Below are 23,073 nucleotides of genomic sequence, written 5' to 3' on the forward strand. Positions count from 1 at the left end.
AGAGCGAAGTTGTCCCCGACCAGCGAGACCGCACAGGGCGGCCGCCGACTCGTCATCGTCGAGTCCCCTGCCAAGGCGAAGACGATCAAGGGCTACCTCGGCCCCGGATACGTGGTCGAGGCGAGCGTCGGGCACATCCGGGACCTCCCCAGCGGCGCCGCCGAGGTGCCGGAGAAGTACACCGGTGAGGTCCGCCGCCTCGGTGTGGACGTGGAACACGACTTCGCGCCGATCTATGTCATCAACGCGGACAAGAAGGCGCAGGTCAAGAAGCTCCGGGACCTGATGAAGGACTCCGTCGAGCTCTTCCTCGCCACCGATGAGGACCGCGAGGGCGAGGCCATCGCCTGGCACCTCCAGGAAGTCCTCAAGCCGAAGATCCCCGTGAAGCGGATGGTCTTCCACGAGATCACCAAGGACGCGATCCGCGAGGCCGTCGCCAACCCGCGCGAGCTGAACAAGAAGCTGGTCGACGCCCAGGAGACCCGCCGCATCCTCGACCGCCTCTACGGCTACGAGGTCTCGCCGGTCCTGTGGAAGAAGGTCATGCCGAAGCTGTCGGCGGGCCGCGTCCAGTCCGTCGCCACCCGGCTCATCGTCGAGCGCGAGCGGGAGCGCATCGCCTTCCGCTCCGCCGAGTACTGGGACCTGACCGGCACCTTCGCCACCGGCCGCGCCGGTGACGCCTCGGACCCGTCCTCGCTGGTCGCCCGCCTCCAGAGCGTCGACGGCCGGCGTGTCGCCCAGGGCCGCGACTTCGACTCCCTGGGGCAGCTCAAGAGCGCCAACACCCTCCACCTCGACGAGGGAAGCGCCCGCGCGCTCGCCGCCGCCCTGGAGACCACCCGGTTCTCCGTGCGCTCGGTGGAGTCCAAGCCGTACCGCCGCTCGCCGTACGCCCCGTTCCGTACGACGACCCTCCAGCAGGAGGCCAGCCGCAAGCTCGGCTTCGGCGCGAAGGCGACCATGCAGGTCGCCCAGAAGCTGTACGAGAACGGCTACATCACGTACATGCGTACCGACTCCACGACGCTGAGCGAGACGGCCATCGGCGCCGCCCGCGCCCAGGTCACGCAGTTGTACGGGGCCGACTACCTCCCGCCGCAGCCGCGCTCCTACGCCGGCAAGGTCAAGAACGCGCAGGAGGCGCACGAGGCGATCCGCCCCTCCGGCGACCGCTTCCGCACCCCCGCCGAGACCGGCCTGACCGGCGACCAGTTCAAGCTGTACGAGCTGATCTGGAAGCGCACCGTCGCCTCCCAGATGAAGGACGCGACCGGCAACAGCGTCACCGTCAAGATCGGCGGCACCTCGGCCGACGGCCGGGACGTCGAGTTCAGCGCGTCCGGCAAGACGATCACCTTCCACGGCTTCCTGAAGGCGTACGTCGAGGGCGCCGACGACCCGAACGCCGAGCTGGACGACCGCGAGCGCCGGCTGCCCCAGGTCTCCGAGGGCGACCCGCTGGCCGCCGACGAGATCACGGTCGACGGCCACGCCACCAAGGCCCCGGCCCGCTACACCGAGGCGTCCCTGGTCAAGGAGCTGGAGGAGCGCGAGATCGGCCGCCCGTCGACCTACGCGTCGATCATCGGCACGATCCTGGACCGCGGCTACGTCTTCAAGAAGGGCACGGCCCTGGTGCCGTCCTTCCTGTCCTTCGCCGTGGTCAACCTGCTGGAGAAGCACTTCGGCCGGCTCGTCGACTACGACTTCACCGCCCGCATGGAGGACGACCTCGACCGCATCGCGCGCGGCGAGGCCCAGTCCGTGCCGTGGCTCAAGCGCTTCTACTTCGGCGAGGGCCTGCACACCGGTGCCGCCGCCGACGCGGGCAACGGCGACGGCGACCACCTCGGCGGCCTGAAGGAACTCGTCACCGACCTGGGCGCGATCGACGCCCGCGAGGTCTCCTCGTTCCCGGTCGGCGACGGCATCGTGCTGCGCGTCGGCCGCTACGGTCCGTACATCGAGCGGGGCGAGAAGGACACCGAGCAGCACCAGCGCGCCGACGTCCCCGAGGACATGGCGCCGGACGAGCTGACCGTCGAGCTGGCCGAGGAACTGCTGGCCAAGCCCAGCGGCGACTTCGAGCTGGGCACCGACCCGGCCAGCGGCCACCAGATCATCGCCAAGGACGGCCGCTACGGCCCCTACGTCACCGAGGTGCTCCCCGAGGGCACCCCGAAGACCGGCAAGAACGCGGTCAAGCCGCGCACGGCCTCGCTGTTCAAGTCCATGGCGCTCGACACGGTCACGCTCGAGGACGCCCTGAAGCTGATGTCGCTGCCCCGCGTGGTCGGCACCGACGCCGAGGGCGTGGAGATCACCGCGCAGAACGGCCGCTACGGCCCGTACCTGAAGAAGGGCACGGACTCGCGCTCGCTCACGGCGGAGGAGCAGCTCTTCACGATCACGCTGGAAGAGGCGCTGGCGATCTACGCCCAGCCCAAGCAGCGTGGCCGGGCCGCCGCCAAGCCGCCGCTGAAGGAGCTGGGCGAGGACCCGGTCTCCGCCAAGCCGGTCGTGGTCAAGGACGGCCGCTTCGGTCCGTACGTCACCGACGGGGAGACCAACGCCACCCTGCGCTCCGGCGACAGTGTGGAGGAGATCACCCCCGAGCGCGGCTTCGAGCTGCTCGCCGAGAAGCGGGCGAAGGGGCCCGCCAAGAAGACGGCGAAGAAGGCCACCGCCAAGAAGACGGCCCCGGCGAAGAAGACCACCGCCAAGAAGACGGCGGCCAAGAAGACGACGGCGGCCGCCAAGAAGACCACGGCGAAGAAGACGGCCGCCAAGAAGACGACGGCGGCGAAGGCGACGGGCTCCGGCTCCGAGGACTGATCCCCTCACCCGCCCTCCGCGTTCGCGAACACCCCGGTACCGGCCTCGGTACCGGGGTGTTCCGCGCTCCGGCGTACGCCCCTTAGGGGATCAAGGTGTGAGGGTCAGGGAAGGGGTGGGGACAAGGGGGGCATGGGGGTGGGTGGCTGCGGATAGGCTGAACGCATGACGCGAGCCGAGCAGCCAACGGCCCCCAACCCAGCACCGGACGACGCCCTTGTCGCGGATTCCCGCGAGCGCGCCGTCCGTTCACTGCTGCGCCGACCCGACCTGCGCCGCCTCTGGAGCGCGCAGCTCGTGAGTGGCGTCGGTGACGCCCTCGCGCTGTTGGTGCTGGTGGTGCTCGTCCTCCAGGCGGCCGTCACCCAGGGCTCCTTCGGCGGCGGGTACCGGGGCGCGGCGTTCGCAGTGGCGACCGTCTTCGGGGCCCGGGTGCTGGCCACCGTGCTCTTCGGTGCCGTCCTGCTCGGCCCGCTGAGCACGCTCACCGCCCCGGACGGCCCGCTCGACCGGCGCTGGACCATGGTCGGCGCCGACGGCGTGCGGGCCGCGCTGCTGATCGTGGCGCCCCTGTGGATCGACTGGACACCGGGCAACGCCCTGACCGTCCTGCTGGCCACCGCCTTCGTCACCGGCATCGCCGAGCGGCTGTGGACGGTGTGCCGGGAGAGCGCGGCCCCCGCGCTGCTGCCCGCCCCGCCCCCCGAGGGCGCGTCGGTGCGGCCGCTGCCGGACCACCTGGACGCGCTGCGCCGCCTGTCGCTGCGCACCGGCTTCGTGGCGCTGCCGCTGGCCGCCGCCGCCCTGGTCACCGCCTCCCTCTTCAACAACCTGCTGGGCACCGGCATCGCCTGGTTCGACCAGCACCACGCGGCCCTCGCGGCCTACGTCGCGGCCGGCCTGTTCGCCGCCTCGGTGTCCGTGCTGACCGCCCTGAAGCTGCCCGGTACGCGCACCCCACGCCCCCGCTCCCCGCTGGAGGGCCTGCGCCGTCCGCGTTCCGGCAACGGCGTCGACAAGGGCCGCACGGGCGCCGTACTGCTGCTGGTCATCGCCTGCGCCGCCGTGGCCGGGGCCATCTCCGCCGCCGTCGCGGTGTGCGTGCTGCACGCCTCCGACCTGGGCGGCGGCCCGGTGCTCTACGGCCTGCTGGTGCTGGGCCTGACCGGCGGTGTCGGCGTCGGCATCCGTACCGCGCCCTCGCTGCTGCCCTCGCTGTCCCGGCGCCGGCTGCTCGCGCTGGCCATCGCGCTCACCGGCATCGCCCTGCTGGCCGCCGGACTCGTCCCGGACGTCACCACCGTCCTGCTGATCCTCACCCTGGCCGGCATCGGCGCGGGCATCTCCGCCAACACCGGGCACGCCCTGCTGGACCAGGAGACCGAGGACTCCCGCCGTACCCGGATCACCGAGCACCTGCACGCCGTCGTCCGGGTCTTCATGGCGCTCGGCGCCCTGATCGCCCCGGTCGTCGCCGGGCTCATCGGCCGCCACCGGCTGGAGAACGGCCGCTTCGTGTTCGCGCACGGCGGTGCCTCGTTCACCCTGATGCTGGTCGGCGCGCTGCTGCTGCCGGTGGCCGTGCTGGTCCTCGCCAAGGTCGACGACCGCTCCGGCATCCCGCTGCGCCAGGACATCAAGGACGCCCTGCTCGGCGGCGACGACCCGGTCACCGCCCCCGCGGGGAACGGTTTCTTCATCTCCCTGGAGGGCGGCGACGGCGCGGGCAAGTCCACCCAGGCCGAGGCGCTCGCCGAGTGGATCCGCGCCAAGGGCCACGAGGTGGTCCTCACCCGCGAGCCCGGCGCCACCCCGGTCGGCAAGCGGCTCCGCTCGATCCTGCTGGACGTCTCCGAGGCCGGCCTGTCGCACCGCGCGGAGGCGCTGCTGTACGCCGCCGACCGCGCCGAGCACGTCGACACCGTCGTACGCCCCGCCCTGGAGCGCGGCGCGGTCGTCATCTCGGACCGGTACATCGACTCCTCCGTCGCCTACCAGGGCGCCGGCCGGGATCTGTCGCCGACCGAGATCGCCCGGATCAACCGCTGGGCCACCGGCGGTCTCGTCCCGCACCTGACCGTCCTGCTGGACGTGCCGCCGGAGGTCGCGCGGGAGCGCTTCACCGAGGCGCCGGACCGGCTGGAGTCGGAGCCGGCCGAGTTCCACGCGCGCGTGCGGGCCGGTTTCCTCACCCTCGCCGCCGCCGACCCCGGCCGCTACCTGGTCGTGGACGCGGGCCAGGAGCCCGAGGGCGTCACCAGCGTGATCCGGCACCGGCTCGACACCGTGCTGCCGCTCTCCGAGGCCGAGATCGAGGCCCAGGAGGAGGCGCGCAGGAAGGCCGAGGAGGAGGCCCGTCGCAAGGCCGAGGCCGAGGCCGCCCGCAAGGCCGAGGAGGAGCGGGTCGCGCGTGAGCGCGCCGAGCAGCTCGCCCGGCTGCGGGCCGAGGAGGAGGAGCGCAAGCGCCGCGAGCTGGAGGAGGCGCAGCGCCGCGAGGCCGAGCGGCAGGAGGAGGAGGCCCGGCGCCGCGCCGAGGAGGCGCACCGCCGTGCCGAGGAGGAGCGTCAGCGTCTCCTCGCCGAGGAGAAGGCCCGCGCCGAGGAGGAGGCCCGCCGCAGGGCCGAGGAGGAGCGGCGCCGCAAGCAGGCCGAGGAGGAGGCCCGGCAGCGCGCCGAGGCCGAGGCCCTGCGCCTGGAGAAGCAGCGCAAGGCCGAGGACGCGCTGCTGCGCGCGGAGGAGGCCCGCAGGCGCGCGGCCGAGGCCGCCGCGGCGGCCGACACCGCGGCCCGCAAGCCGTCCGAGCGCGAGCGTGCCGTCCCGGAGGCCCCGGACACCCCGGCGCCCCGCGCGGGCGACGACACGGCCGTGCTGCGCCCGGTGCGCGACGGCGCCTCCGAGTCCGAGGTGACGGCCGAGCTGCCGCAGCCGCCCGCCCCGCAGGGCGCGGCCGACGAGACGGCGCTGCTGCCGAAGTTCTCCGACCGGGACGCCGACGAGACCGCCGAACTGCCCCCGGTGAGCCCCGCCGAGCAGACGGCCGTCCTGCCGCCCGTCCGAGACGACGAGGACCGCACCCGCGAGATCCCGCAGGTCGGCGCCGACGGCAAGCCCCGGCGCCCGCGCCCCGACTGGGCCGAGGAGACCCCGCTGGACGACCTGCCGTCGCTCGCGGACGAACTCCTCGGGTCCTACGACGAGCACGACGACCGCGACCGGCACGACGACGGCGGCCGACGCGGCCGGGGCCGGCGCGGCTGACCGGGGCGGAACCAGGGGCGGTGTCCACCGGGCGCTTCGGCGTCGCGGAGGGCGCCGCCCTTCGCCGTGCGGGCGGCGCTGTCGGTGGCCGCCCGCACAATGGACGACGGAAGCTGAAGTGACGGAAAGGGCGGCGTGACCCATGAGTGTCTGGGACGACCTCGTCGGGCAGGAGAAGGTCGGCGTGGCGCTGGAGGCGGCCGCGCGGGACGCCGACGCGCTCGTCACGGCCGCGACGGAGGGCCGGCCGGCGCCCGAGGCGTCGAAGATGACCCACGCCTGGCTGTTCACCGGCCCGCCCGGCGCGGGCCGCAACCAGGCGGCGCGCGCCTTCGCCGCCGCCCTCCAGTGCGTGAGCCCGGACCGCGCCCTCGGCGGCACCCCCGGCTGCGGTTTCTGCGACGGCTGCCACACCGCCCTGCTCGGCACCCACGCCGACGTGTCCTCGGTGGCGGCCGTGGGCGCGGAGATCCTGGTCAAGGACATGCGGGACACGGTCCGCAAGTCGTACACCAGCCCGGCGAACGGGCGCTGGCAGATCATCCTGGTCGAGGACGCCGAGCGGCTGAACGAGAAGTCGGCCAACGCCGTCCTCAAAGCCGTCGAGGAGCCCGCGCCGCGTACGGTGTGGCTGCTGTGCGCGCCCTCCATCGAGGACGTGCTGCCGACCATCCGGTCCCGCTGCCGCCACCTGAACCTGCGTACCCCGCCGGTCGCGGCCGTCGCCGACATGCTGGTGCGCCGGGACGGCGTCGAGCCCGAGGTCGCCGCGGCCGCCGCCCGCGCCACCCAGGGGCACGTCGACCGCGCCCGGCGCCTGGCCACCGACCCGGAGGCCCGCCGCCGCCGCGCCTCGGTGCTGAAGCTGCCGCTGCGGGTCGAGGAGGTCGGCGGCTGCCTCAAGGCCGCCCAGGAGCTGGTCGACGCCGCCGCCGAGGACGCCAAGCAGCTCGCCGAGGAGATGGACGGCAAGGAGACCGACGAGCTGAAGGCCGCGCTCGGTGCCGCCCAGGGCGGCCGGATGCCGCGCGGCACCGCCGGGGTGATGAAGGACCTGGAGGACATGCAGAAGCGGCGCCGCACCCGCACCCAGCGCGACAGCCTCGACGTCGCCCTGGGCGACCTCACCGGCTTCTACCGCGACGTCCTCGCCCTCCAGCTCGGCTCCCGCGTGGCCATCGCCAACGAGGACGCCGAGGACGCCCTCCAGCGCATCGCCGGCGCGGGCTCCCCGGAGTCCACCCTGCGCCGTATCGAGGCCATCGCCGCCTGCCGTGACGCCCTGGACCGCAATGTGGCCCCGCTGCTGGCGGTGGAGGCGATGACGATGGCCCTGCGCGCGGGGTGAGCTGGGGGTGGGCCCAGGGGTGGCGTGGGGTGACGCCACAACCTGGACGCAGAGCACACAGAACGTCGCACAGCGTTACGCTCGCCTGATGGACACCAGGCCCTCCCCGTCGCCCCCGCCCGCCCGGCCGCCGCTGGCGCGCCGCCCGTTCCGGCCGGTGGCCGCCTCCCGCGCCACGGCCCGGACGGCGGCGGCCCTGTTCGTGGCGTCCACGCTGCTCGTGACCGGCTGCGGCGCGAGCGGTGCGGGCCCGGGCGGCACGGTGGGGGCGGCGCTGGCCGCGCTGCCGGTGTCGACGCCCTCGGCGCTGTCGCCGTACTACACGCAGAAGCTGAGCTGGCGGGCGTGCGGCGCCGCCGGTTTCGAGTGCGCCACGATGAAGGTGCCGCTCGACTACGACAAGCCCGCCTCCGGCGACATCAAGCTGGCCGTGGAGCGAAGGAAGGCCACCGGCAAGGGCAAGCCGCTCGGCTCGCTGCTGGTCAACCCGGGCGGTCCCGGCGGCTCCGCCATCGGCTACCTCCAGAGCTACGCGGGCATCGGCTACCCCGCCGAGGTCCGCGCCCGCTACGACATGGTCGCCGTCGACCCGCGCGGGGTGGGCCGCAGCACACCCGTGGAGTGCCTCGACGGCCGCCGGATGGACGCGTTCACCCAGACGGACGTGACCCCGGACGACGCCAGGGAGACGGACGCCCTGGTCGGCGCCGACCGGACGTTCGCCGAGGGCTGCGGCGCGCACTCCGCGAAGCTGCTGCGGCACGTGTCCACCGTCGAGGCGGCCCGCGACATGGACGTCCTGCGCGAACTGCTCGGCGACCAGAAGCTGAACTACGTCGGCGCCTCGTACGGCACGTTCCTCGGCGCGACCTACGCCGGGCTGTTCCCGCACCGCACGGGCCGGCTGGTGCTGGACGGCGCGATGGACCCCTCGCTGGACGCCCGGCAGATCAACCTGGACCAGACGGCGGGCTTCGAGACGGCGTTCCGGGCGTTCTCGGCGGACTGCGTCAAGCACGCCGACTGCCCGCTGGACGGCAAGGACGCCACCCCCGCGCAGGTCGGCGACCGCCTGAAGACGTTCTTCCGGACCCTGGACGCCCACCCGATCCCGGCCGGTGACGCGGACGGCCGCCGCCTGACCGAGTCGCTGGCGACCATCGGCGTGGTCGCCGCGATGTACGACGAGAGCACCTGGGAACAGCTCCGCGAGGCGCTGAACTCCGCGATGGACGAGAACGACGGCGCGGGCCTGCTGTCCCTGTCCGACAGCTACTACGAGCGCGACGCCCGCGGCCACTACAGCAACCTGATGATGGCCAACGCGGCCGTGAACTGCCTCGACCTGCCGCCCGCCTTCGACGGCCCGGAGCAGGTGGAGCGGGCGCTGCCGCAATTCGAGAAGGCGTCCCCGGTGTTCGGCCCGAGCCTGGCCTGGTCCGCCCTGAACTGCACGTACTGGCCGGTCAGGGCCACCGGTGAGCCGCACCGCATCGAGGCGAGGGGCGCGGCGCCCATCGTGGTCGTCGGCACCACCCGCGACCCGGCGACCCCCTACCGCTGGGCCCAGTCCCTCGCCCGCCAGCTGTCCTCCGGCCGCCTCCTCACCTACGAGGGCGACGGCCACACCGCCTACGGCCGCGGCAGCTCCTGCGTCGACTCCGCGATCGACACCTACCTCCTCCACGGCACCCCGCCCGCCCCCGGCAAGCGCTGCACCTGACCCCCACCACACCGGGCCCCACGGGCCGGGGCCCGGTACGGACCACCCCTCGAACCTGTGTAGACTTACCGACGTTGCCGATCGCACCCCGGTGCGTCCAACACGCCGCTTTAGCTCAGATGGCCAGAGCAACGCACTCGTAATGCGTAGGTCTCGGGTTCGAATCCCGAAAGCGGCTCCGGTGAGAAACCCCAGGTCGGATGGCCTGGGGTTTTCTGTTGTCCGGGGGCGGTGTCCGGCCGGGCGGTCAGTGGGTCAGCTTCAGGCCCGCCACGCACGCGATGAGCCCGAGCAGCAGGAGGATCTTGACGGTGCTGACGGGCTCGCCGTCGAAGAGCATCGCGTAGGCCGCGGTGAGGGCGGCGCCGATGCCGACCCAGACGGCGTAGCCGGTGCTGACCGGGACCGTGCGGAGGGCGAAGGCCAGGCCGGTCATGCTCAGCAGGAGGGCCAGGGCGAAGACGACGGACGGGAGCGGGCGGCTGAAGCCCTGTGACTTGCCGAGGGCCGTGGCCCACACCGCTTCCAGCATTCCGGAGACAACGAGCGCGATCCATCCCATGGGGAACTCCCACGCGCCGTCTTGTCGTGGGCTGGGTACGGCGCACTCGTCCAGGAGCCTCGTGCGAGCTCTGCCCGCCATGGTCGCACAGGCGCGCTCACTTGGCGTCGGCGTAGCACTCCACCACGGCGGTGCTGAAGGGGAAGCGGACCGGGGTGTCGCCGAAGGTGAGACGGGCCGCCAGGGCGGACGCCTCCCGGATGGCCGCCGCGACCTGTTCGGCCTCCTCGGCGGGGCAGTGCACGATCACCTCGTCGTGCTGGAAGAAGACCAGCTCGGCGGCGAGGTCCGCGCACGCGCGCCGCAGGGCCGCGAGGAGCAGCAGCGCCCAGTCGGCCGCGCTGCCCTGCACGACGAAGTTACGGGCGAACCGGCCCCGCCCCCGGTCGGCGGCCGTCTCCCCGCGCTCGTCGCCCAGCGGGATGCCCGCCTCCTCCGCCGCGTCCGCGCCCGTCCCCGCCGCCGGCGGGCAGGTGCGGCCCAGCCAGGTGCGGACCAGGCGGCCCTCCTCGCCCGCGCGGGCGGCCTCGTCCACATAGGCCACCGCCCTGGGGTAGCGGCGGCGCAGCGCGGCCAGGTTCTTCAGGCCGTCGCCCGCGGTCTGGCCGTAGACCGCGCCGAGGACGGCCAGCTTGGCCTGGTCGCGGTCGCCGGAGAAGGTGCGCTCGGACACCGCCTGGTAGAGGTCGCCCTCGCGGGACGCCACCTCCATCAGGCCGGGATCGCGGGAGATCGCCGCCAGCACCCGGGGCTCCATCTGGGCCGCGTCGGCCACCACCAGCCGCCAGCCGGGGTCGGCCACCACCGCGCGGCGGATCACCTTGGGGATCTGCAGCCCGCCCCCGCCGTTGGTGACCCAGCGCCCGGTGACCGTGCCGCCCGCGTGGAACTCCGGGCGGAACCGGCCCTCGCGCACCCAGTCCCGCAGCCAGGACCAGCCGTGCGCCACCCAGATCCGGTACAGCCGCTTGTACTCCAGCAGCGGGGCCACGGCCGGGTGGTCCACGTCGCGCAGCTCCCAGCGGCGGGTGGAGGCGACCTTGATCCCGGCCCGCGCGAAGGCCCGGACCACGTCGGCCGGGAGGTCGGGGCGGACCCGGTGGCCGAAGGCGGCGGACACCTCGTCGGCCAGCTCGGCCAGCCGGCGTGGTTCGCCGCCGCCCGCGTACCGCTCGCCCAGCAGGTCGGTGAGGAGAGCGCGGTGCACGTCCGCGCGCCAGGGCAGGCCCGCGCGGTTCATCTCGGCGGCCACCAGCATCCCCGCCGACTCCGCGCTGGTCAGCAGGCGCATGCGGTCGGGGTGGGCGGTCCGCTCGTGTCTTCGCTGCTGCTCGGCGTAGACCTCCAGGAGGTCGGTGAGCGGCATCCGGGTGCCGGCCGGCTCGAACAGGGCGGACTGCGCACCCGGTTCGGCCGCGCGCTGCGGCGGGTCGGGCGGTACGGCGCCGCCCCGGAGGCGGGCCAGGGCGGCGGCGGCCGAGCGTGGTTCGCCGTGCCGTCCCTCGTGGCCCAGGAGCAGGGTCTCGGCGTCCTCGACGTCGTAGCACCGCTCTACTCGCACCCCCGTGGCGAGCAGGAGCGGGTAGACCTCGGCGGTCGACCTCCACACCCAGCGTCCGGTCTCCGGGCGGCTCCGCACCGCCTGGGCGAGATCGCTCTCGCGCCGGACCGGACCCGAGGGCAGCCCGTCCCGGCCGAGGGGGGCGACGTCCACGCCACCGTCCTCGGCCGGTGCGAGTGCCCACCGGTCGGTCATGTGTTTGAGTCTGGCAGGGGGGTCTGACAACGGGCCTGAGCTGTGCTTTCGCCGCGCCGTTCAGCCTTCCTGCGTGTCGTCCGGGTGGGTGGCCGCCTGCTGGGCGGAGGCGGCCGCCTGCTTCTGCTCCATGAGCAGGGCCAGCACCCGGTTCACGTACTCCTCGGTGCTCTCCTTGGTGATGCCGAGGCCGGCCAGGACGCCGGTGCCGTTCTCCTGCTCCAGCAGGGCCAGCAGGATGTGCTCGGTGCCGATGTAGTTGTGGCCGAGCCGGAGTGCCTCGCGGAAGGTGAGTTCCAGGGCCTTCTTGGCCTCGGGGCCGTAAGGGACCAGATCGGGAGTGGATTCGGTGGCCGGGGGGAGCGCGGCGGTCGCGGCCTCGCGCACGGCGTCGGCCTGGACGCCCTGCGTCTCCATCGCCTTGACCGCGAGGCCCTCCGGTTCGGCCAGCAGGCCGAGGATCAGGTGCTCGGGGCGGCCCTCGGCGTTGCGGGCGGTCACCGCGGCGTTGTGCGCCGCCATGACGACGTTGCGGGCGCGCGGGGTGTAGCGGTTGAAGCCCTGGCTGGGGTCGAGGTCGGCCGACTCCTTGGAGACGAAGCGCTTCTGCGCCGCCTGCCGGGTCACGCCCATGCTCCTGCCGATGTCGGTCCAGGACGCGCCCGAGCGGCGGGCCTGGTCCACGAAGTGCCCGATCAGATGGTCCGCCACGTCGCCCAGGTGGTCCGCGGCGATCACCGCGTCCTGAAGCTGTTCGAGGGGTTCGGCGCGGGCGGTCTTGATGGCCTCGATGAGGTCGTCGAGGCGTACGGATGCCGTGACTTTCGGGTTGGTCGCCATGTGACAACCGTAGGTTGACGGTGACGAGGTGTCAACCGATGGTTGACAGTCGATTCACGGGAGGGGCCGGAGAGTTGTCCACAGGCTGTGGACGGCTTCTGCGGGCTGTCGGCCCGTCGTGGCACGATCGACCACGTGACCAGCACTGTCAGCACCGTCGAACGCGCCTTCGCGGCCGCTCTCTACGACGACACCGACTCGGGACTCGACACCGGCGCGTCCCTGCTCGCCGCCGACACCGGCGCCGACGCCGAACTCACCCGGCGCGGCGAGGAGTTCATGACGGCCGCCTGGCAGCGCGGGTGGCAGCCCGCCGATGTGGCGCGGCTGGTGCGCCGCGAGTTGGAGGACGCCCACCTCGGCCTCGCCGCCGCGCTGATCCGGGCCCAGGCGGCCAAGGACCGGCCGCGCGGGCCGCGTTGGACGGCCCAGCTCGACGCCCTCGCCGAGCAGCCCGAGCCCCGCCCCGCCGACCGCTTCTCGCACGCCACCACCGTCCTGGAGCTGTACCGGCTGCTGCTGCGCCTGCCCACGCTGGAGCCGCTGGAGGAACCCCGCCGGGCCGCCGGACCGGGCACGTCCCGCACCCTCGGCCGTATCCGCGCGCTGCTCGCCAAGGCCGAGGGCACCGGGTACCCGGAGGAGGCCGAGGCGCTCACCGCCAAAGCGCAGGAGCTGATGGCCCGGCACAGTGTCGACGAGGCGCTGCTCGCCGCCTCCGCCCCGGCGCCGGACGCGCCCGGCGCCTGCCGGATAGGCGTCGAGCCGCCGTACGAGCAGGCCAAGGCCGTCCTGCTGGACGCGGTCGCCCGTGCCAACCACTGCCGCGCGGTGTGGAACGAGCCGTACGCCTTCTCCACGGTCGTCGGCTTCGAGGCCGACCTGGAGGCGGTCGAGCTGCTGTACACCTCGCTGGTGGTGCAGGCCACGCACGCGATGGCCAGAGCCGAGAACGCCCAGCGGGCCGGGGGGCGCAAGCGGACCAAGACCTTCCGGCAGTCGTTCCTCGCCGCCTACGCCCACCGCGTCGGCGACCGTCTCGCCGCCGCCGCGGAGAGCCAGGTCAGCGCGGACCTGCTCCCGGTGCTGGTCACCCGCGAAACAGCCGTCACCCACCGCCTGGAGACGATGTTCCCGCGCACGACCACCACCCGCCTGCGCGGCATCACCGACGAGGCCGGCTGGACGGAGGGGGCGAAAGCGGCGGACAAGGCCCAGGTGAGGTCACGCCCGAGGCTGCCGTGAGCACCCGCCCCCGGAAGGTCCTAGTCGCCGACCTGCTGGAAGGCGCTCACCGACGCGTTCACCGCGTCCGCGCCCTTCGCGGCGACCGGGCCGAACTTCCAGGGGAAGGTCTTGGCCTCGCCGCCGCCGGGGAGGGTGACCTCCATGGTGCTCGCGTTCAGCGCCTTCGCGTCGCCGTCCGCGCCGCGGGTGTAGGAGATGGTGAAGGTCGCCGACGCGCCCTTGGCCAGCTTCAGGGTCTGGGGCTGCGCGCCCTCGCCGGCCGACAGCTTCACCGAGCGGTCGCCCTGGCGCAGGACGACGCCGGGGAAGTGGTCCAGGGTGCAGGGGGCGCTCTGGTTGGTGATGCTGACCGGCACCTCGCCGGTGTCCCCGGCGGCGGGCGCGACGCTCGCGGAGCCGACCTCCAGGGCCACCGCGCCGGTCGCACAGCCCGATCCGGTCTTGCTCTTGGCGCCGTCCGCGCCGCCACTGCCGCCGCCGTCGCAGGCGGTCAGGGCGAGGGCGGCGGCGAGAACGGTGAGGGTGAGCGGAATGACGCGGCGCATGTACTGGTCCCATCGAGGTCGTGACGTCTCCCCGCATCATGGCGCCTCGGCGCGGCGGCCGAGCACGCACCCCCGCCGATTCACCAGGACGGGGAACGCCTACGACGGCTGGAGACTCGTCGGCAGCCCGGTCGGCAGCTTGCCGCCCTCCGCCCTGGTGTACGACTCCGACCCGGCACCGCCCTTCCAGGTCACCTTCAGCCCCTTGGCGTCGACGGAGTCGACCGTGCCCTCGGCCCGGCTGTCGTCGCCGCCCTGACAGGTCAGCCTGATCACGCCCTGCCCCGCCCGCTCGCCCGCCGTACCGCTGCACACCGTGCCGCCGGTGACGAAGAGGCCGGCCTGCTTGCCGGTGATGACCAGGGCGACGATCTTGCCGCCGCCGGTGGTGATCCAGCTGCCCTGGAGCCGGTCGGAGGCGCCCGCGCCTCCGGAGCCGTCCTGGCCGGAGGGGGCCGGGGCCGCGCTGCTCGTGGTGGGGGAGTCGTCCGGGGAGCCGTCCCCGCCGCAGGCCGTCACGCCGAGCGCGAGCGCGCCCACCAGTCCCGCCGCCGCAGCGGCCCGTACCTTCGCCGTCGTCACGTCAAGCTCCCAACCAGTAGCCGGTCGCCCCGCCGGCCGTGCGCGAGGCCCCCCTGAGCCGGAGGTCCGCAGCAAGTTACCAGCCGTTACCCGGGGGAATCCCGGACACCGGGCAACAGGAAGGGCCCCGCGCGCGTCTCCCCCCGAAGTGGGACGTTCCGAAGTGGGACGTTCCGAAGTGGGACGTTGCGATTTGGACTACCTGGCGCGGAAGCGCGGGCACGACGCCCGCCCGCGCATGCCCGAACCCGCTTTCGGGCATGCGCGTCAACACCACCTGCCCCAGGGCCTCGGGTAAAGCGGACGTCAAAGCTGTAACCGCGGGAACACCCGCCGTGCACGTGCATCTGCCCATTCATCTGCACATGAACAAGGTTATGATCCGGGTCGATCGACCATGGCCACATCAGACAGTGCACAGCGGGGAGCGACCTGTGGACCGCTACGTTGACGGCGTGTACGGGGGGTACGACGTGTACAACGGCATGACTGCCACGCAGCTGGACGGCGTGGCCTGGCAGAAGAGTCGCCACAGCAACTCCCAGGGTTCCTGCGTGGAGTTCGCGCGGCTGCCCGGCGGCGAGGTCGCGGTGCGCAACTCGCGCTTCCCGGACGGGCCCGCGCTGGTCTACACCCGCGCGGAGATCGAGGCGATGCTGCTCGGCATCAAGGACGGCGAGTTCGACCACCTCATCGCCGGCTGACCCCACCACCGGCGGCCCCGGGCGGCAGCCGGTCCGGCAACGATGTCAACGCCCCTGGCCGGCAAGGGAGCCGGGCATCGTCAGCCGACTAGAGGCCGCCCTGCCCGGCATCGTCCTTCCCGAGCCGGAACAGCGCCCACACCAGCTTGCCCCCGGCGCCGCCCGAGGCCGGATGCCAGCCCCAGCCGTCCGCGAAGGACTCCACCAGCAGCAGCCCGCGCCCGGACTCGGCCGAGAAGTCGTCCTCGGTCTCGCGCGGCACCGGACTCTCGTCGCTCGGGTCGCGCACCGCGCACACCAGCCGCCCGGTCCAGCGCAGCAGATGCAGCCGCACGGGCGCCGACTGCCCTGCGCCGGGCGGGAGTTCGGCGGGCAGGGCATGGCGCAGCGCGTTGGTGACGAGTTCGGAGACGACCAGGGCTATGTCGTCGAAGCGGTCGCCGACGTCCCACGGGCCGAGGGTGGAGCGGGTGAAGTTCCGCGCCTCGCCGACGGCCTCGTAGCGGGCCGGCAGCGCGCAGGAGGCGGCGTCGGACACGGCCGAGGGGTCCAGCGGAGGAAGGCCCTGCCGTAACGGCTTGAGCATGGTCGATCCATTCGTCCCCATGCGAGGCACTCCCGGAATTCGCGGTCGTTGCGAGGCAGCGGTGGCGCGGCACCCATGGTTTCGGATGCGCACAGCAGATGCAAGGGCAGATGCACGTGCACGCGGCCGAAATCGCCCTGCGCGTACCGCTTCTTGGCCATTTTTTCCGCCATCGAGGCGTACATCGGCGCCAGTGGTCGTGACCTCTGGCGGGCAGGAACGGTTCACCTCTTTCCGTTTCCGTAACCGTACGAGTACTGCTTGAAGTGTTTTAGTGGCAGACTCAGGCACTTGCGGATGGTTGGGGAGGCGACGTACGTGAGCGCGGGAGAGCCCGGATCGGTGGTGCGGCGGATGCTGCTCGGCTCGCAACTCAGGCGGCTGCGAGAGGCGCGGGGGATCACACGCGAGGCGGCGGGTTACTCGATCCGCGCCTCCGAATCGAAGATCAGCCGGATGGAACTGGGCCGGGTGAGCTTCAAGACCAGGGACGTCGAAGACCTGTTGACGCTCTACGGCATCGACGACGAGGCGGAGCGCGAATCGCTGCTCTCCCTCGCGCGGGAGGCCAACGTGGCGGGCTGGTGGCACAGTTACTCCGACGTGCTGCCGAGCTGGTTCCCCACCTATGTGGGCCTGGAGGGCGCCGCGCACCTCATCCGGGTCTACGAGGTGCAGTTCGTGCACGGCCTGCTCCAGACCGAGGACTACGCCCGCGCGGTCGTCCGGCGCGGCATGCGCGGCGCGAGCGCGGCGGACGTGGAGCGGCGGGTGGCGCTGCGCCTGGAGCGGCAGAAGCATCTGCTCGGCGACCACGCGCCGGAGTTCCACATCGTGCTCGACGAGGCCGCCCTGCACCGCCCCTACGGTGACCGCGAGGTCATGCGCGGCCAGCTCCGGCATCTGATCGAGGTCTCCGAGCGGCCCAACGTGCGCCTTCAGGTCATGCCCTTCGCCTTCGGCGGACACTCCGGGGAGAGCGGTGCCTTCACCCTGCTCAGCTTCCCCGAGTCGGACCTCTCCGACGTGGTCTACCTGGAGCAGCTCACCAGCGCCCTCTACCTGGACAAGCGCGAGGACGTCGCCCAGTACGAGCACGCGCTAAAGGAACTCCAGCAGGACAGCCCCGGGCCCGAGGAGAGCCGCGACCTCATCGCGAGGCTGGCCGAACAGGTGTAATGCGCAAGGGAGTTGAGGGGTCTCGCGCTCCTCGCTCCGCGTAGCGCACCCGTACGATGGCCTGTGATCAGCACCTGGCGTGACTCAGCCGTACGCTCACGATTGAGGGATCACATGGCGGCCTTTTTCAGCGACCTCGCCCAGCAGTACATCGACGGCGAATGGCGGCCGGGCACCGGCTCCTGGGACGTCATCGACTTCAACCCCTACGACGACGAGAAGCTGGCCTCGATCACCGTGGCCTCGGTCGACGAGATCGACCAGGCGTACCGGGCCGCCGAGCGCGTCCAGAAGGAATGGGCGCGCACCAGCCCCTACGCGCGTCGCGCGGTCTTCGAGCGGGCCCTCGGGCTGCTCCAGGAGCGCGAGGAGGAGATCGCCGAGCTGATCGTCGCGGAGCTGGGCGGTACCCGGGTGAAGGCCGGGTTCGAGCTGCACCTCGCCAAGGAGTTCCTGCGCGAGGCGGTCCACCTGGCGCTGGCCCCCGAGGGCCGCATCCTGCCCTCCCCGCTGGAGGGCAAGGAGAACCGCGTCTACCGGGTGCCGGTCGGCGTGGTGGGCGTGATCAGCCCCTTCAACTTCCCGTTCCTGCTGTCGCTGAAGTCGGTCGCCCCGGCGCTCGCGCTCGGCAACGGCGTGGTGCTCAAGCCGCACCAGAACACGCCGATCGTGGGCGGCACCCTGATCGCCAAGCTCTTCGAGGACGCCGGCCTGCCCGGCGGGCTGCTCAACGTGGTGGTCACCGACATCGCGGAGATCGGGGACGCCTTCATCGAGCACCCGGTGCCGCGTGTCATCTCCTTCACCGGCTCCGACGGCACCGGCCGCCATGTCGCCACCGTGTGCGCCGCGAACTTCAAGCGGGCGGTGCTCGAACTCGGCGGCAACAGCGCCCTGGTGGTGCTGGACGACGCCGACCTCGACTACGCGGTGGACGCGGCCGTCTTCAGCCGGTTCGTGCACCAGGGGCAGGTCTGCATGGCCGCCAACCGGGTGCTGGTGGACCGTTCGGTGGCCGGGCAGTTCACCGAGAAGTTCGTCGCCAAGGTGCGCTCACTGCCGGTCGGCGACCCGCGCGACCCGGCCACGGTCATCGGCCCGGTCATCAACTCCACGCAGGCCAACGCCCTCTCCTCGGTGGTCGAGCAGGCGCTCGCGGAGGGGGCGACGGCGCTGGTGCACGGCCCGGTCGAGGGCAATCTGGTCTCGCCCAGCGTGCTCACCGGCCTGCCGGAGGGGTCGGAGCTGCTGCGGCAGGAGGTCTTCGGGCCGGTCGTCTTCCTCGTGCCGTTCGACGGCGAGGAGGAGGCGGTCCGGATCGTCAACGACACCCCCTACGGGCTCAGCGGCGCCGTCCACACCGGTGACATCGAACGTGGGGTGGCCTTCGCGCGGCGGATCGACACCGGGATGTTCCATGTGAACGACGGCACCGTGCACGACGAGCCGATCGTGCCCTTCGGCGGGGAGAAGCACTCCGGCACCGGCCGGCTGAACGGCGAGACGACCCTGGAGGCGTTCACCACCACCAAGTGGATCTCGGTGCAGCACGGCCGCAGCGGCTTCCCGTTCTGAGCCGGCGCGAGAAGTTCCGGCACCACGGGCCAGCGAAAACACCATCTGTCCTCGATGGCCCGTAGCTTCTTCGGTGTCGGGGCGAACGGCACCGGCGGGACGGAAGAAGAGGCGGACGGTCATGGTCACTCATGTGGGAGCCGAGGCACCGGGCGACGAGCGCGGAGCACTGCTGGCGTTCCTGGAGGAGCAGCGCGGCGGCATCCGCCGGGCCCTGCTGGGCGTGACGGAGGAGCAGGCGCGCACCCGGCCCAGCGCGAGCGGGCTGTCGCTGGGCGGGCTGCTGAAGCATGTCGCCGAGGTCGAGCAGGCGTGGCAGGCCCGCGCCCGCCAGGAGCCGCCGGCGGTGCACCGGGACCAGTCGAACTGGCAGGAGTGCTTCGAGCTCACCGACGACGAGACGGTGGCGGGGCAGCTCGCGTACTGGGCGGAGCTGGCCGCGGAGACGGAGAAGCTGATCCGCTCCGCGCCCAGCCTGGACGACACCTTCCCGCTGCCCTCGGCCCCCTGGTTCCCGCCGGACGGCGCGGTCTCGCTGCGCTGGCTCTGTCTCCACCTGATCCGCGAGACGGCCCGCCACGCCGGTCACGCCGACATCATCCGCGAGTCCCTGGACGGCAGGACGGCGTTCGAGCTGGTGGCGCTTGAGGAGCAGCAGTCGGAGTCCCAGCAGCCGGAGTCGTAGTGGCCCTCAGTGGTGGAACCCGGTGGCGGTCTCCCTGTCACCGGTCGGCCCCTGCTGGCGGCGCAGGCCGTCCAGCGCGCGGGTGAGGTCGGCGAGGAAGAGGTCGGCCAGGTCGTGCGAGAACCCGTTGCGGCACACCACCCGCAGCACGGAGAGGTCCTCCCGGTCCGGCGGGAAGGTGTAGGCGGGTACCAGCCAGCCGTACTCGCGCAGCCGCCGGGAGACGTCGAACACGTCGTACGCGCTGACGTGGTCGGCGGTGGTGAAGGCGAACACCGGGAGCTGGTCGCCGCGCGTCAGCAGGCGGAAGTCGCCGAGTGCCTCGATCTTCCCGGCGAGGTAGGTCGCCACGGCGCGGGTGGAGCGCTGCACCGCGCGGTAGCCCTCGCGGCCCAGGCGCAGGAACGTGTAGTACTGGGCCGCGACCTGGGCGCCGGGGCGGGAGAAGTTCAGCGCGAAGGTGGGCATGTCGCCGCCGAGGTAGTTCACCCGGAACACCAGCTCCTCGGGGAGCGCGTCGGCGTCCCGCCACAGCGCCCAGCCGACGCCGGGGTAGACAAGCCCGTACTTGTGGCCGGAGGTGTTGATGGAGGCCACGCGCGGGAGGCGGAAGTCCCAGACGAGGTCCTCGTCCAGGAAGGGGGCGACCATCGCGCCCGAGGCGCCGTCCACGTGGACGGGGATGTCCAGGCCGGTGCGCTCCTTGAGAGCGTCCAGCTCGGCGCAGAGGGCGGCGATGGGCTCGTAGGAGCCGTCGAAGGTGGAGCCGAGGATGCCGACCACCCCGATGGTGTTCTCGTCGCACAGGTCGGCCGCCGCGCGCGGGTCGAGGTGGAAGCGGTCGCCCGCCATGGGGACGAGCCGGGGCTCGACCTCCCAGAAGTCGCAGAACTTCTCCCAGCAGACCTGGACGTTGACGCCCATCACCAGATTCGGGCGGGCCCCCGGGTACCGGTCGGCGTTCCGTTTGGACCAGCGGCGCTTGAGCGCCAGGCCGGCCAGCATGCACGCCTCGCTGGAGCCGGTGGTGGAGCAGCCGACCACGGCCGAGGGGTCGGGGGCGTTCCACAGGTCGGCGAGCATCGCCACGCAGCGCCGCTCCAGCTCGGCGGTGCGCGGGTACTCGTCCTTGTCGATCATGTTCTTGTCCAGGCACTCCGCCATCAGCACCCCGGCCTGCGGCTCCATCCAGGTGGTGACGAAGGTGGCCAGGTTCAGCCGGGCGTTGCCGTCCAGCATCAGTTCGTCGTGCACCACCTGGTACGCCGTCGAGGGGGCCAGCGGCTTCTCCGGCATCCGGTGGGTGGCCGGGGCCTCGGTCATCCCGCTCACGGGGTCGGCGTCCCCGAAGAACGGGTTGACGGATATGCGGCGTTCCCCGTGCTTCTTGGAACCTCGGTGCAGCGCCATGGGCCATGCCTCCATCTGGGGGGAGATCTCAGATCAGGAACGGTTCAGCGGATCGGGGTCCCGTCCGCGTGCAACTGCATCTGCGGGCGTCCGGTCACCAGCAGCCAGGCGGGCAGCGAGGCGATGCACAGCAGGGCGAGCACTGCGGGGGAGGAGACCAGGGCGGCGGCCGTGAAGAGGCTGATCCAGCCCTGCCGGGTGATCGCCAGCAGCATGCCCAGCACGCCCGTGGCCACCGCGACCGCGGGCTGCACGGCCGGGACCAGGGCGTGCGCGCACAGGCCGAACGCGGCCCCGATGAACACGGACGGGAAGATCCGGCCGCCCCGGAACCCGCAGGAGGCCGCCACCACCAGCGCGGCCAGCTTCACCACCGCCAGCACCGCGAACTGGCCAGCCGACCAGCCGTCGGGGTCCCGCGCCAGCTCCCCGACCTCGGTGAGCCCCTTGAACAGCGTCAGATGCCCGCCCGCCGCCGCCAGCGCGCCCAGCACCAGGCCGCCCGCCGGGAGCATCAGCATCGGGTGCCGCAGCCGGTGGAAGGCGGTGTGGACGTAGGGGAAGACGCGGACCGCGCACATGCCGAGCAGCGCGGCCGCCGAGGCGATCACCAGGGCGGCTACCACGTCGTTCCAGCGGGGGTGGCCGAAGGGCGGCAGGCCCAGGTCGAAGGTGGGGCGGGCGACCAGGGTGGTGGTGATGGCGCCGCAGGCGGCCGCGGTCAGCGGGGCGAACAGGTTGTCCCAGAGCCGCCCCCGCAGCGGGCGCCCGGCCAGCGACTCGGAGATCACCAGCGCGGCCGCGACCGGGGTGCCGAACAGCGCCCCGATGGTGCCCGCCTCCGCCAGCACCGGCCACAGCGCGTCCGGCGCCCGGGGCACCAGCTTCTGCCCGAGCCACATGGCGAGCCCGACGTTGACCGCGATGATCGGGTTCTCCGGGCCGAGGCTCGGCCCGCCCGCCAGCATCAGCCCCACCGCGAGCACCAGCCCCGGCAGCACCCTGGGCGGCAGCACCGGCGCGTCCAGGCCGAGGGTGGCCGGGTCGGGCCCGGCGTGCCCGGGGACCAGCCACACCACCAGGCCGACCGCGACACCGGTGGCGAACAGCATCACGAACATCCAGAGCACCGAGTACCGGCCCACGCCGAGCGCGTCCGGCAGCGGTCCCCACAGCACGTGCTGGAGCTGTTCGGCGGCCGTGCTCACCCCGACGAAGACGAGGCTGGTCACGATCCCCACCGCCACGGAGGGCAGGATCAGCGGCAGCAGCGCACGCGCCGGGGCCGTGGGAGAGGTCGGGGGCGGCTGCCGCGCGGTGTCCTGGGCCACGCGATCACCATAAGCGGACAGAACGGGCACAACATCCCGGGCGGGAGTCCCCCTTGCACCTCACCCGGCGTGAGGACCGAGCGTGGACCCCGGCGGCGCACCCGGCGCCGCCGACGACAAGGAGCGAGGAACGTTGAGCTTCTCCGTGGGACAGGTCGCGGGGTTCGCCGGGATCACGGTGCGCACCCTGCACCACTACGACGAGATCGGGCTGCTCGTGCCCAGCGCCCGCACGCACGCCGGACACCGGCGCTACGCCGACGCCGACCTCGACCGGCTCCAGCAGATCCTGTTCTACCGCGAGCTGGGCTTCCCGCTCGACGAGGTCGCCGCCCTGCTCGACGATCCCGGCGCGGACCCCCGCGCCCAGCTGAGGCGGCAGCACGAGCTGCTGACCGCCCGGATCGAGCGACTGAGCCGGATGGCGGCGGCCGTGGAACACGCCATGGAGGCACGCACGATGGGCATCGACCTCACCCCCGAGGAACGCTTCGAGGTTTTCGGGGACCACGACCCCGAGCAATACGCCGAGGAGACCGAGCGCCGCTGGGGCACCACCGAGGCGTACGCCGAGTCCCGCCGCCGCACCGCCCGCCACACCAAGGCCGACTGGCAGCGGATGCGCGCCGAGTCCGACGACTTCAACGCCCGTTACGCCACCCTGGTGGCCGACGGCGTCCCGCCCGCCGACCCGGCGGCGATGGACCTCGCCGAGGAGCACCGCCGCCACATCGACCGCTGGTTCTACCCGTGTCCCCACGCGACGCACCGCTGTCTGGGTGAGATGTACGTCGCCGACCCCCGCTTCACCGCGTACTACGACGCCCTCGGCCCCGGTGTCGCCGCCCATCTGAACGCGGCCATCGCGGCCAACGCCGACCGGCACGCGGCGTAGGCACC

At 72.8% G+C, this 23,073-nt stretch carries 18 protein-coding genes, 1 tRNA gene and 1 riboswitch; of the genes, 11 read left to right on the forward strand and 8 right to left on the reverse strand.

Translation table 11 applies throughout. The annotated features are described in order from the left end of the window. Positions 1 to 9 precede the first annotated feature (9 nt). The 5 genes from topA to D0Z67_RS16000 all read left to right on the forward strand — a co-directional run bounded on the left by topA (position 10) and on the right by D0Z67_RS16000 (position 9,348). Entirely contained in the window at positions 10 to 2,841 is a 2,832-nt protein-coding gene (gene topA, locus D0Z67_RS15980) for a type I DNA topoisomerase (RefSeq protein ID WP_031182736.1), read from the forward strand. Between the two features lie 165 nt (positions 2,842 to 3,006). Then, positions 3,007 to 6,099 carry a dTMP kinase gene (tmk, locus tag D0Z67_RS15985; protein WP_031182737.1) on the forward strand — a complete coding sequence of 1,031 codons (3,093 nt, stop codon included), beginning with the start codon at positions 3,007 to 3,009 and terminating at the stop codon, positions 6,097 to 6,099. A gap of 142 nt (positions 6,100 to 6,241) precedes the next feature. Further along, a complete protein-coding gene (locus D0Z67_RS15990) occupies positions 6,242 to 7,447 on the forward strand; it encodes a DNA polymerase III subunit delta' (RefSeq protein WP_031182738.1) in 1,206 nt (401 codons plus the stop codon). 88 nt (positions 7,448 to 7,535) lie between these two features. Then, positions 7,536 to 9,170 carry an alpha/beta hydrolase gene (locus D0Z67_RS15995; protein ID WP_031182739.1) on the forward strand — a complete coding sequence of 545 codons (1,635 nt, stop codon included), beginning with the start codon at positions 7,536 to 7,538 and terminating at the stop codon, positions 9,168 to 9,170. A gap of 104 nt (positions 9,171 to 9,274) precedes the next feature. After that, positions 9,275 to 9,348: transfer RNA gene (locus D0Z67_RS16000), tRNA-Thr, on the forward strand. 69 nt (positions 9,349 to 9,417) lie between these two features. Here D0Z67_RS16000 and D0Z67_RS16005 read toward each other — a convergent pair. From D0Z67_RS16005 to D0Z67_RS16015, 3 genes are all read right to left on the reverse strand, one after another. Further along, positions 9,418 to 9,732, reverse strand: a complete 315-nt coding sequence (locus D0Z67_RS16005; RefSeq protein ID WP_031182740.1) for a DMT family transporter — start codon at positions 9,730 to 9,732, stop codon at positions 9,418 to 9,420. Between the two features lie 10 nt (positions 9,733 to 9,742). Next, positions 9,743 to 9,806, reverse strand: a riboswitch (guanidine-III (ykkC-III) riboswitch). Positions 9,807 to 9,829: 23 nt separating this feature from the next. Next, positions 9,830 to 11,488 carry a bifunctional 3'-5' exonuclease/DNA polymerase gene (locus D0Z67_RS16010; protein ID WP_031182741.1) on the reverse strand — a complete coding sequence of 553 codons (1,659 nt, stop codon included), beginning with the start codon at positions 11,486 to 11,488 and terminating at the stop codon, positions 9,830 to 9,832. A 60-nt stretch (positions 11,489 to 11,548) separates the two neighbouring features. Beyond that, positions 11,549 to 12,328 carry a Clp protease N-terminal domain-containing protein gene (locus D0Z67_RS16015; RefSeq protein WP_031182742.1) on the reverse strand — a complete coding sequence of 260 codons (780 nt, stop codon included), beginning with the start codon at positions 12,326 to 12,328 and terminating at the stop codon, positions 11,549 to 11,551. 135 nt (positions 12,329 to 12,463) lie between these two features. Between D0Z67_RS16015 and D0Z67_RS16020 the strand changes: the two genes are divergently transcribed. Further along, entirely contained in the window at positions 12,464 to 13,573 is a 1,110-nt protein-coding gene (locus D0Z67_RS16020) for a DUF2786 domain-containing protein (protein WP_031182743.1), read from the forward strand. Positions 13,574 to 13,593: 20 nt separating this feature from the next. Here D0Z67_RS16020 and D0Z67_RS16025 read toward each other — a convergent pair whose 3' ends face one another. Beyond that, positions 13,594 to 14,121 (reverse strand): DUF4232 domain-containing protein, encoded by a 528-nt coding sequence (locus D0Z67_RS16025; RefSeq protein WP_031182744.1) that lies wholly within the window; start codon positions 14,119 to 14,121, stop codon positions 13,594 to 13,596. A 99-nt stretch (positions 14,122 to 14,220) separates the two neighbouring features. After that, positions 14,221 to 14,703 carry a hypothetical protein gene (locus D0Z67_RS16030; RefSeq protein WP_051887938.1) on the reverse strand — a complete coding sequence of 161 codons (483 nt, stop codon included), beginning with the start codon at positions 14,701 to 14,703 and terminating at the stop codon, positions 14,221 to 14,223. 485 nt (positions 14,704 to 15,188) lie between these two features. Here D0Z67_RS16030 and D0Z67_RS16035 point away from each other — a divergent pair, with 485 nt between their 5' ends. Next, entirely contained in the window at positions 15,189 to 15,407 is a 219-nt protein-coding gene (locus D0Z67_RS16035) for a DUF397 domain-containing protein (protein ID WP_203617983.1), read from the forward strand. A gap of 88 nt (positions 15,408 to 15,495) precedes the next feature. Here the strand turns inward: D0Z67_RS16035 and D0Z67_RS16040 are convergent, their stop codons facing one another. Continuing rightward, positions 15,496 to 16,014: an ATP-binding protein gene (locus D0Z67_RS16040; protein WP_078873507.1), complete on the reverse strand. Its 519-nt coding sequence runs from the start codon at positions 16,012 to 16,014 to the stop codon at positions 15,496 to 15,498. A gap of 333 nt (positions 16,015 to 16,347) precedes the next feature. Here D0Z67_RS16040 and D0Z67_RS16045 point away from each other — a divergent pair, with 333 nt between their 5' ends. The 3 genes from D0Z67_RS16045 to D0Z67_RS16055 all read left to right on the forward strand — a co-directional run bounded on the left by D0Z67_RS16045 (position 16,348) and on the right by D0Z67_RS16055 (position 19,432). Then, positions 16,348 to 17,172 carry a helix-turn-helix domain-containing protein gene (locus D0Z67_RS16045; RefSeq protein ID WP_031182748.1) on the forward strand — a complete coding sequence of 275 codons (825 nt, stop codon included), beginning with the start codon at positions 16,348 to 16,350 and terminating at the stop codon, positions 17,170 to 17,172. A gap of 114 nt (positions 17,173 to 17,286) precedes the next feature. Beyond that, positions 17,287 to 18,747, forward strand: a complete 1,461-nt coding sequence (locus tag D0Z67_RS16050; protein ID WP_031182749.1) for an aldehyde dehydrogenase family protein — start codon at positions 17,287 to 17,289, stop codon at positions 18,745 to 18,747. Positions 18,748 to 18,868: 121 nt separating this feature from the next. Continuing rightward, complete coding sequence (locus D0Z67_RS16055) at positions 18,869 to 19,432, forward strand: DinB family protein (RefSeq protein WP_031182750.1); 564 nt, start codon at positions 18,869 to 18,871, stop codon at positions 19,430 to 19,432. Between the two features lie 6 nt (positions 19,433 to 19,438). Here D0Z67_RS16055 and gad read toward each other — a convergent pair whose 3' ends face one another. Together gad and D0Z67_RS16065 are read right to left on the reverse strand one after the other, a co-directional pair. Beyond that, on the reverse strand, positions 19,439 to 20,842 hold the full coding sequence (gene gad, locus D0Z67_RS16060; protein WP_031182751.1) for a glutamate decarboxylase: 1,404 nt from the start codon (positions 20,840 to 20,842) through the stop codon (positions 19,439 to 19,441). A gap of 44 nt (positions 20,843 to 20,886) precedes the next feature. Further along, entirely contained in the window at positions 20,887 to 22,173 is a 1,287-nt protein-coding gene (locus D0Z67_RS16065) for an ion channel protein (RefSeq protein WP_031182752.1), read from the reverse strand. A gap of 133 nt (positions 22,174 to 22,306) precedes the next feature. Between D0Z67_RS16065 and D0Z67_RS16070 the strand changes: the two genes are divergently transcribed. Then, positions 22,307 to 23,068, forward strand: a complete 762-nt coding sequence (locus D0Z67_RS16070; RefSeq protein WP_031182753.1) for a MerR family transcriptional regulator — start codon at positions 22,307 to 22,309, stop codon at positions 23,066 to 23,068. The last annotated feature ends 5 nt before the right edge of the window (positions 23,069 to 23,073 follow it).

It is taken from the genome of Streptomyces seoulensis (assembly GCF_004328625.1).
Classification (GTDB): Bacteria; Actinomycetota; Actinomycetes; order Streptomycetales; family Streptomycetaceae; genus Streptomyces; species Streptomyces seoulensis.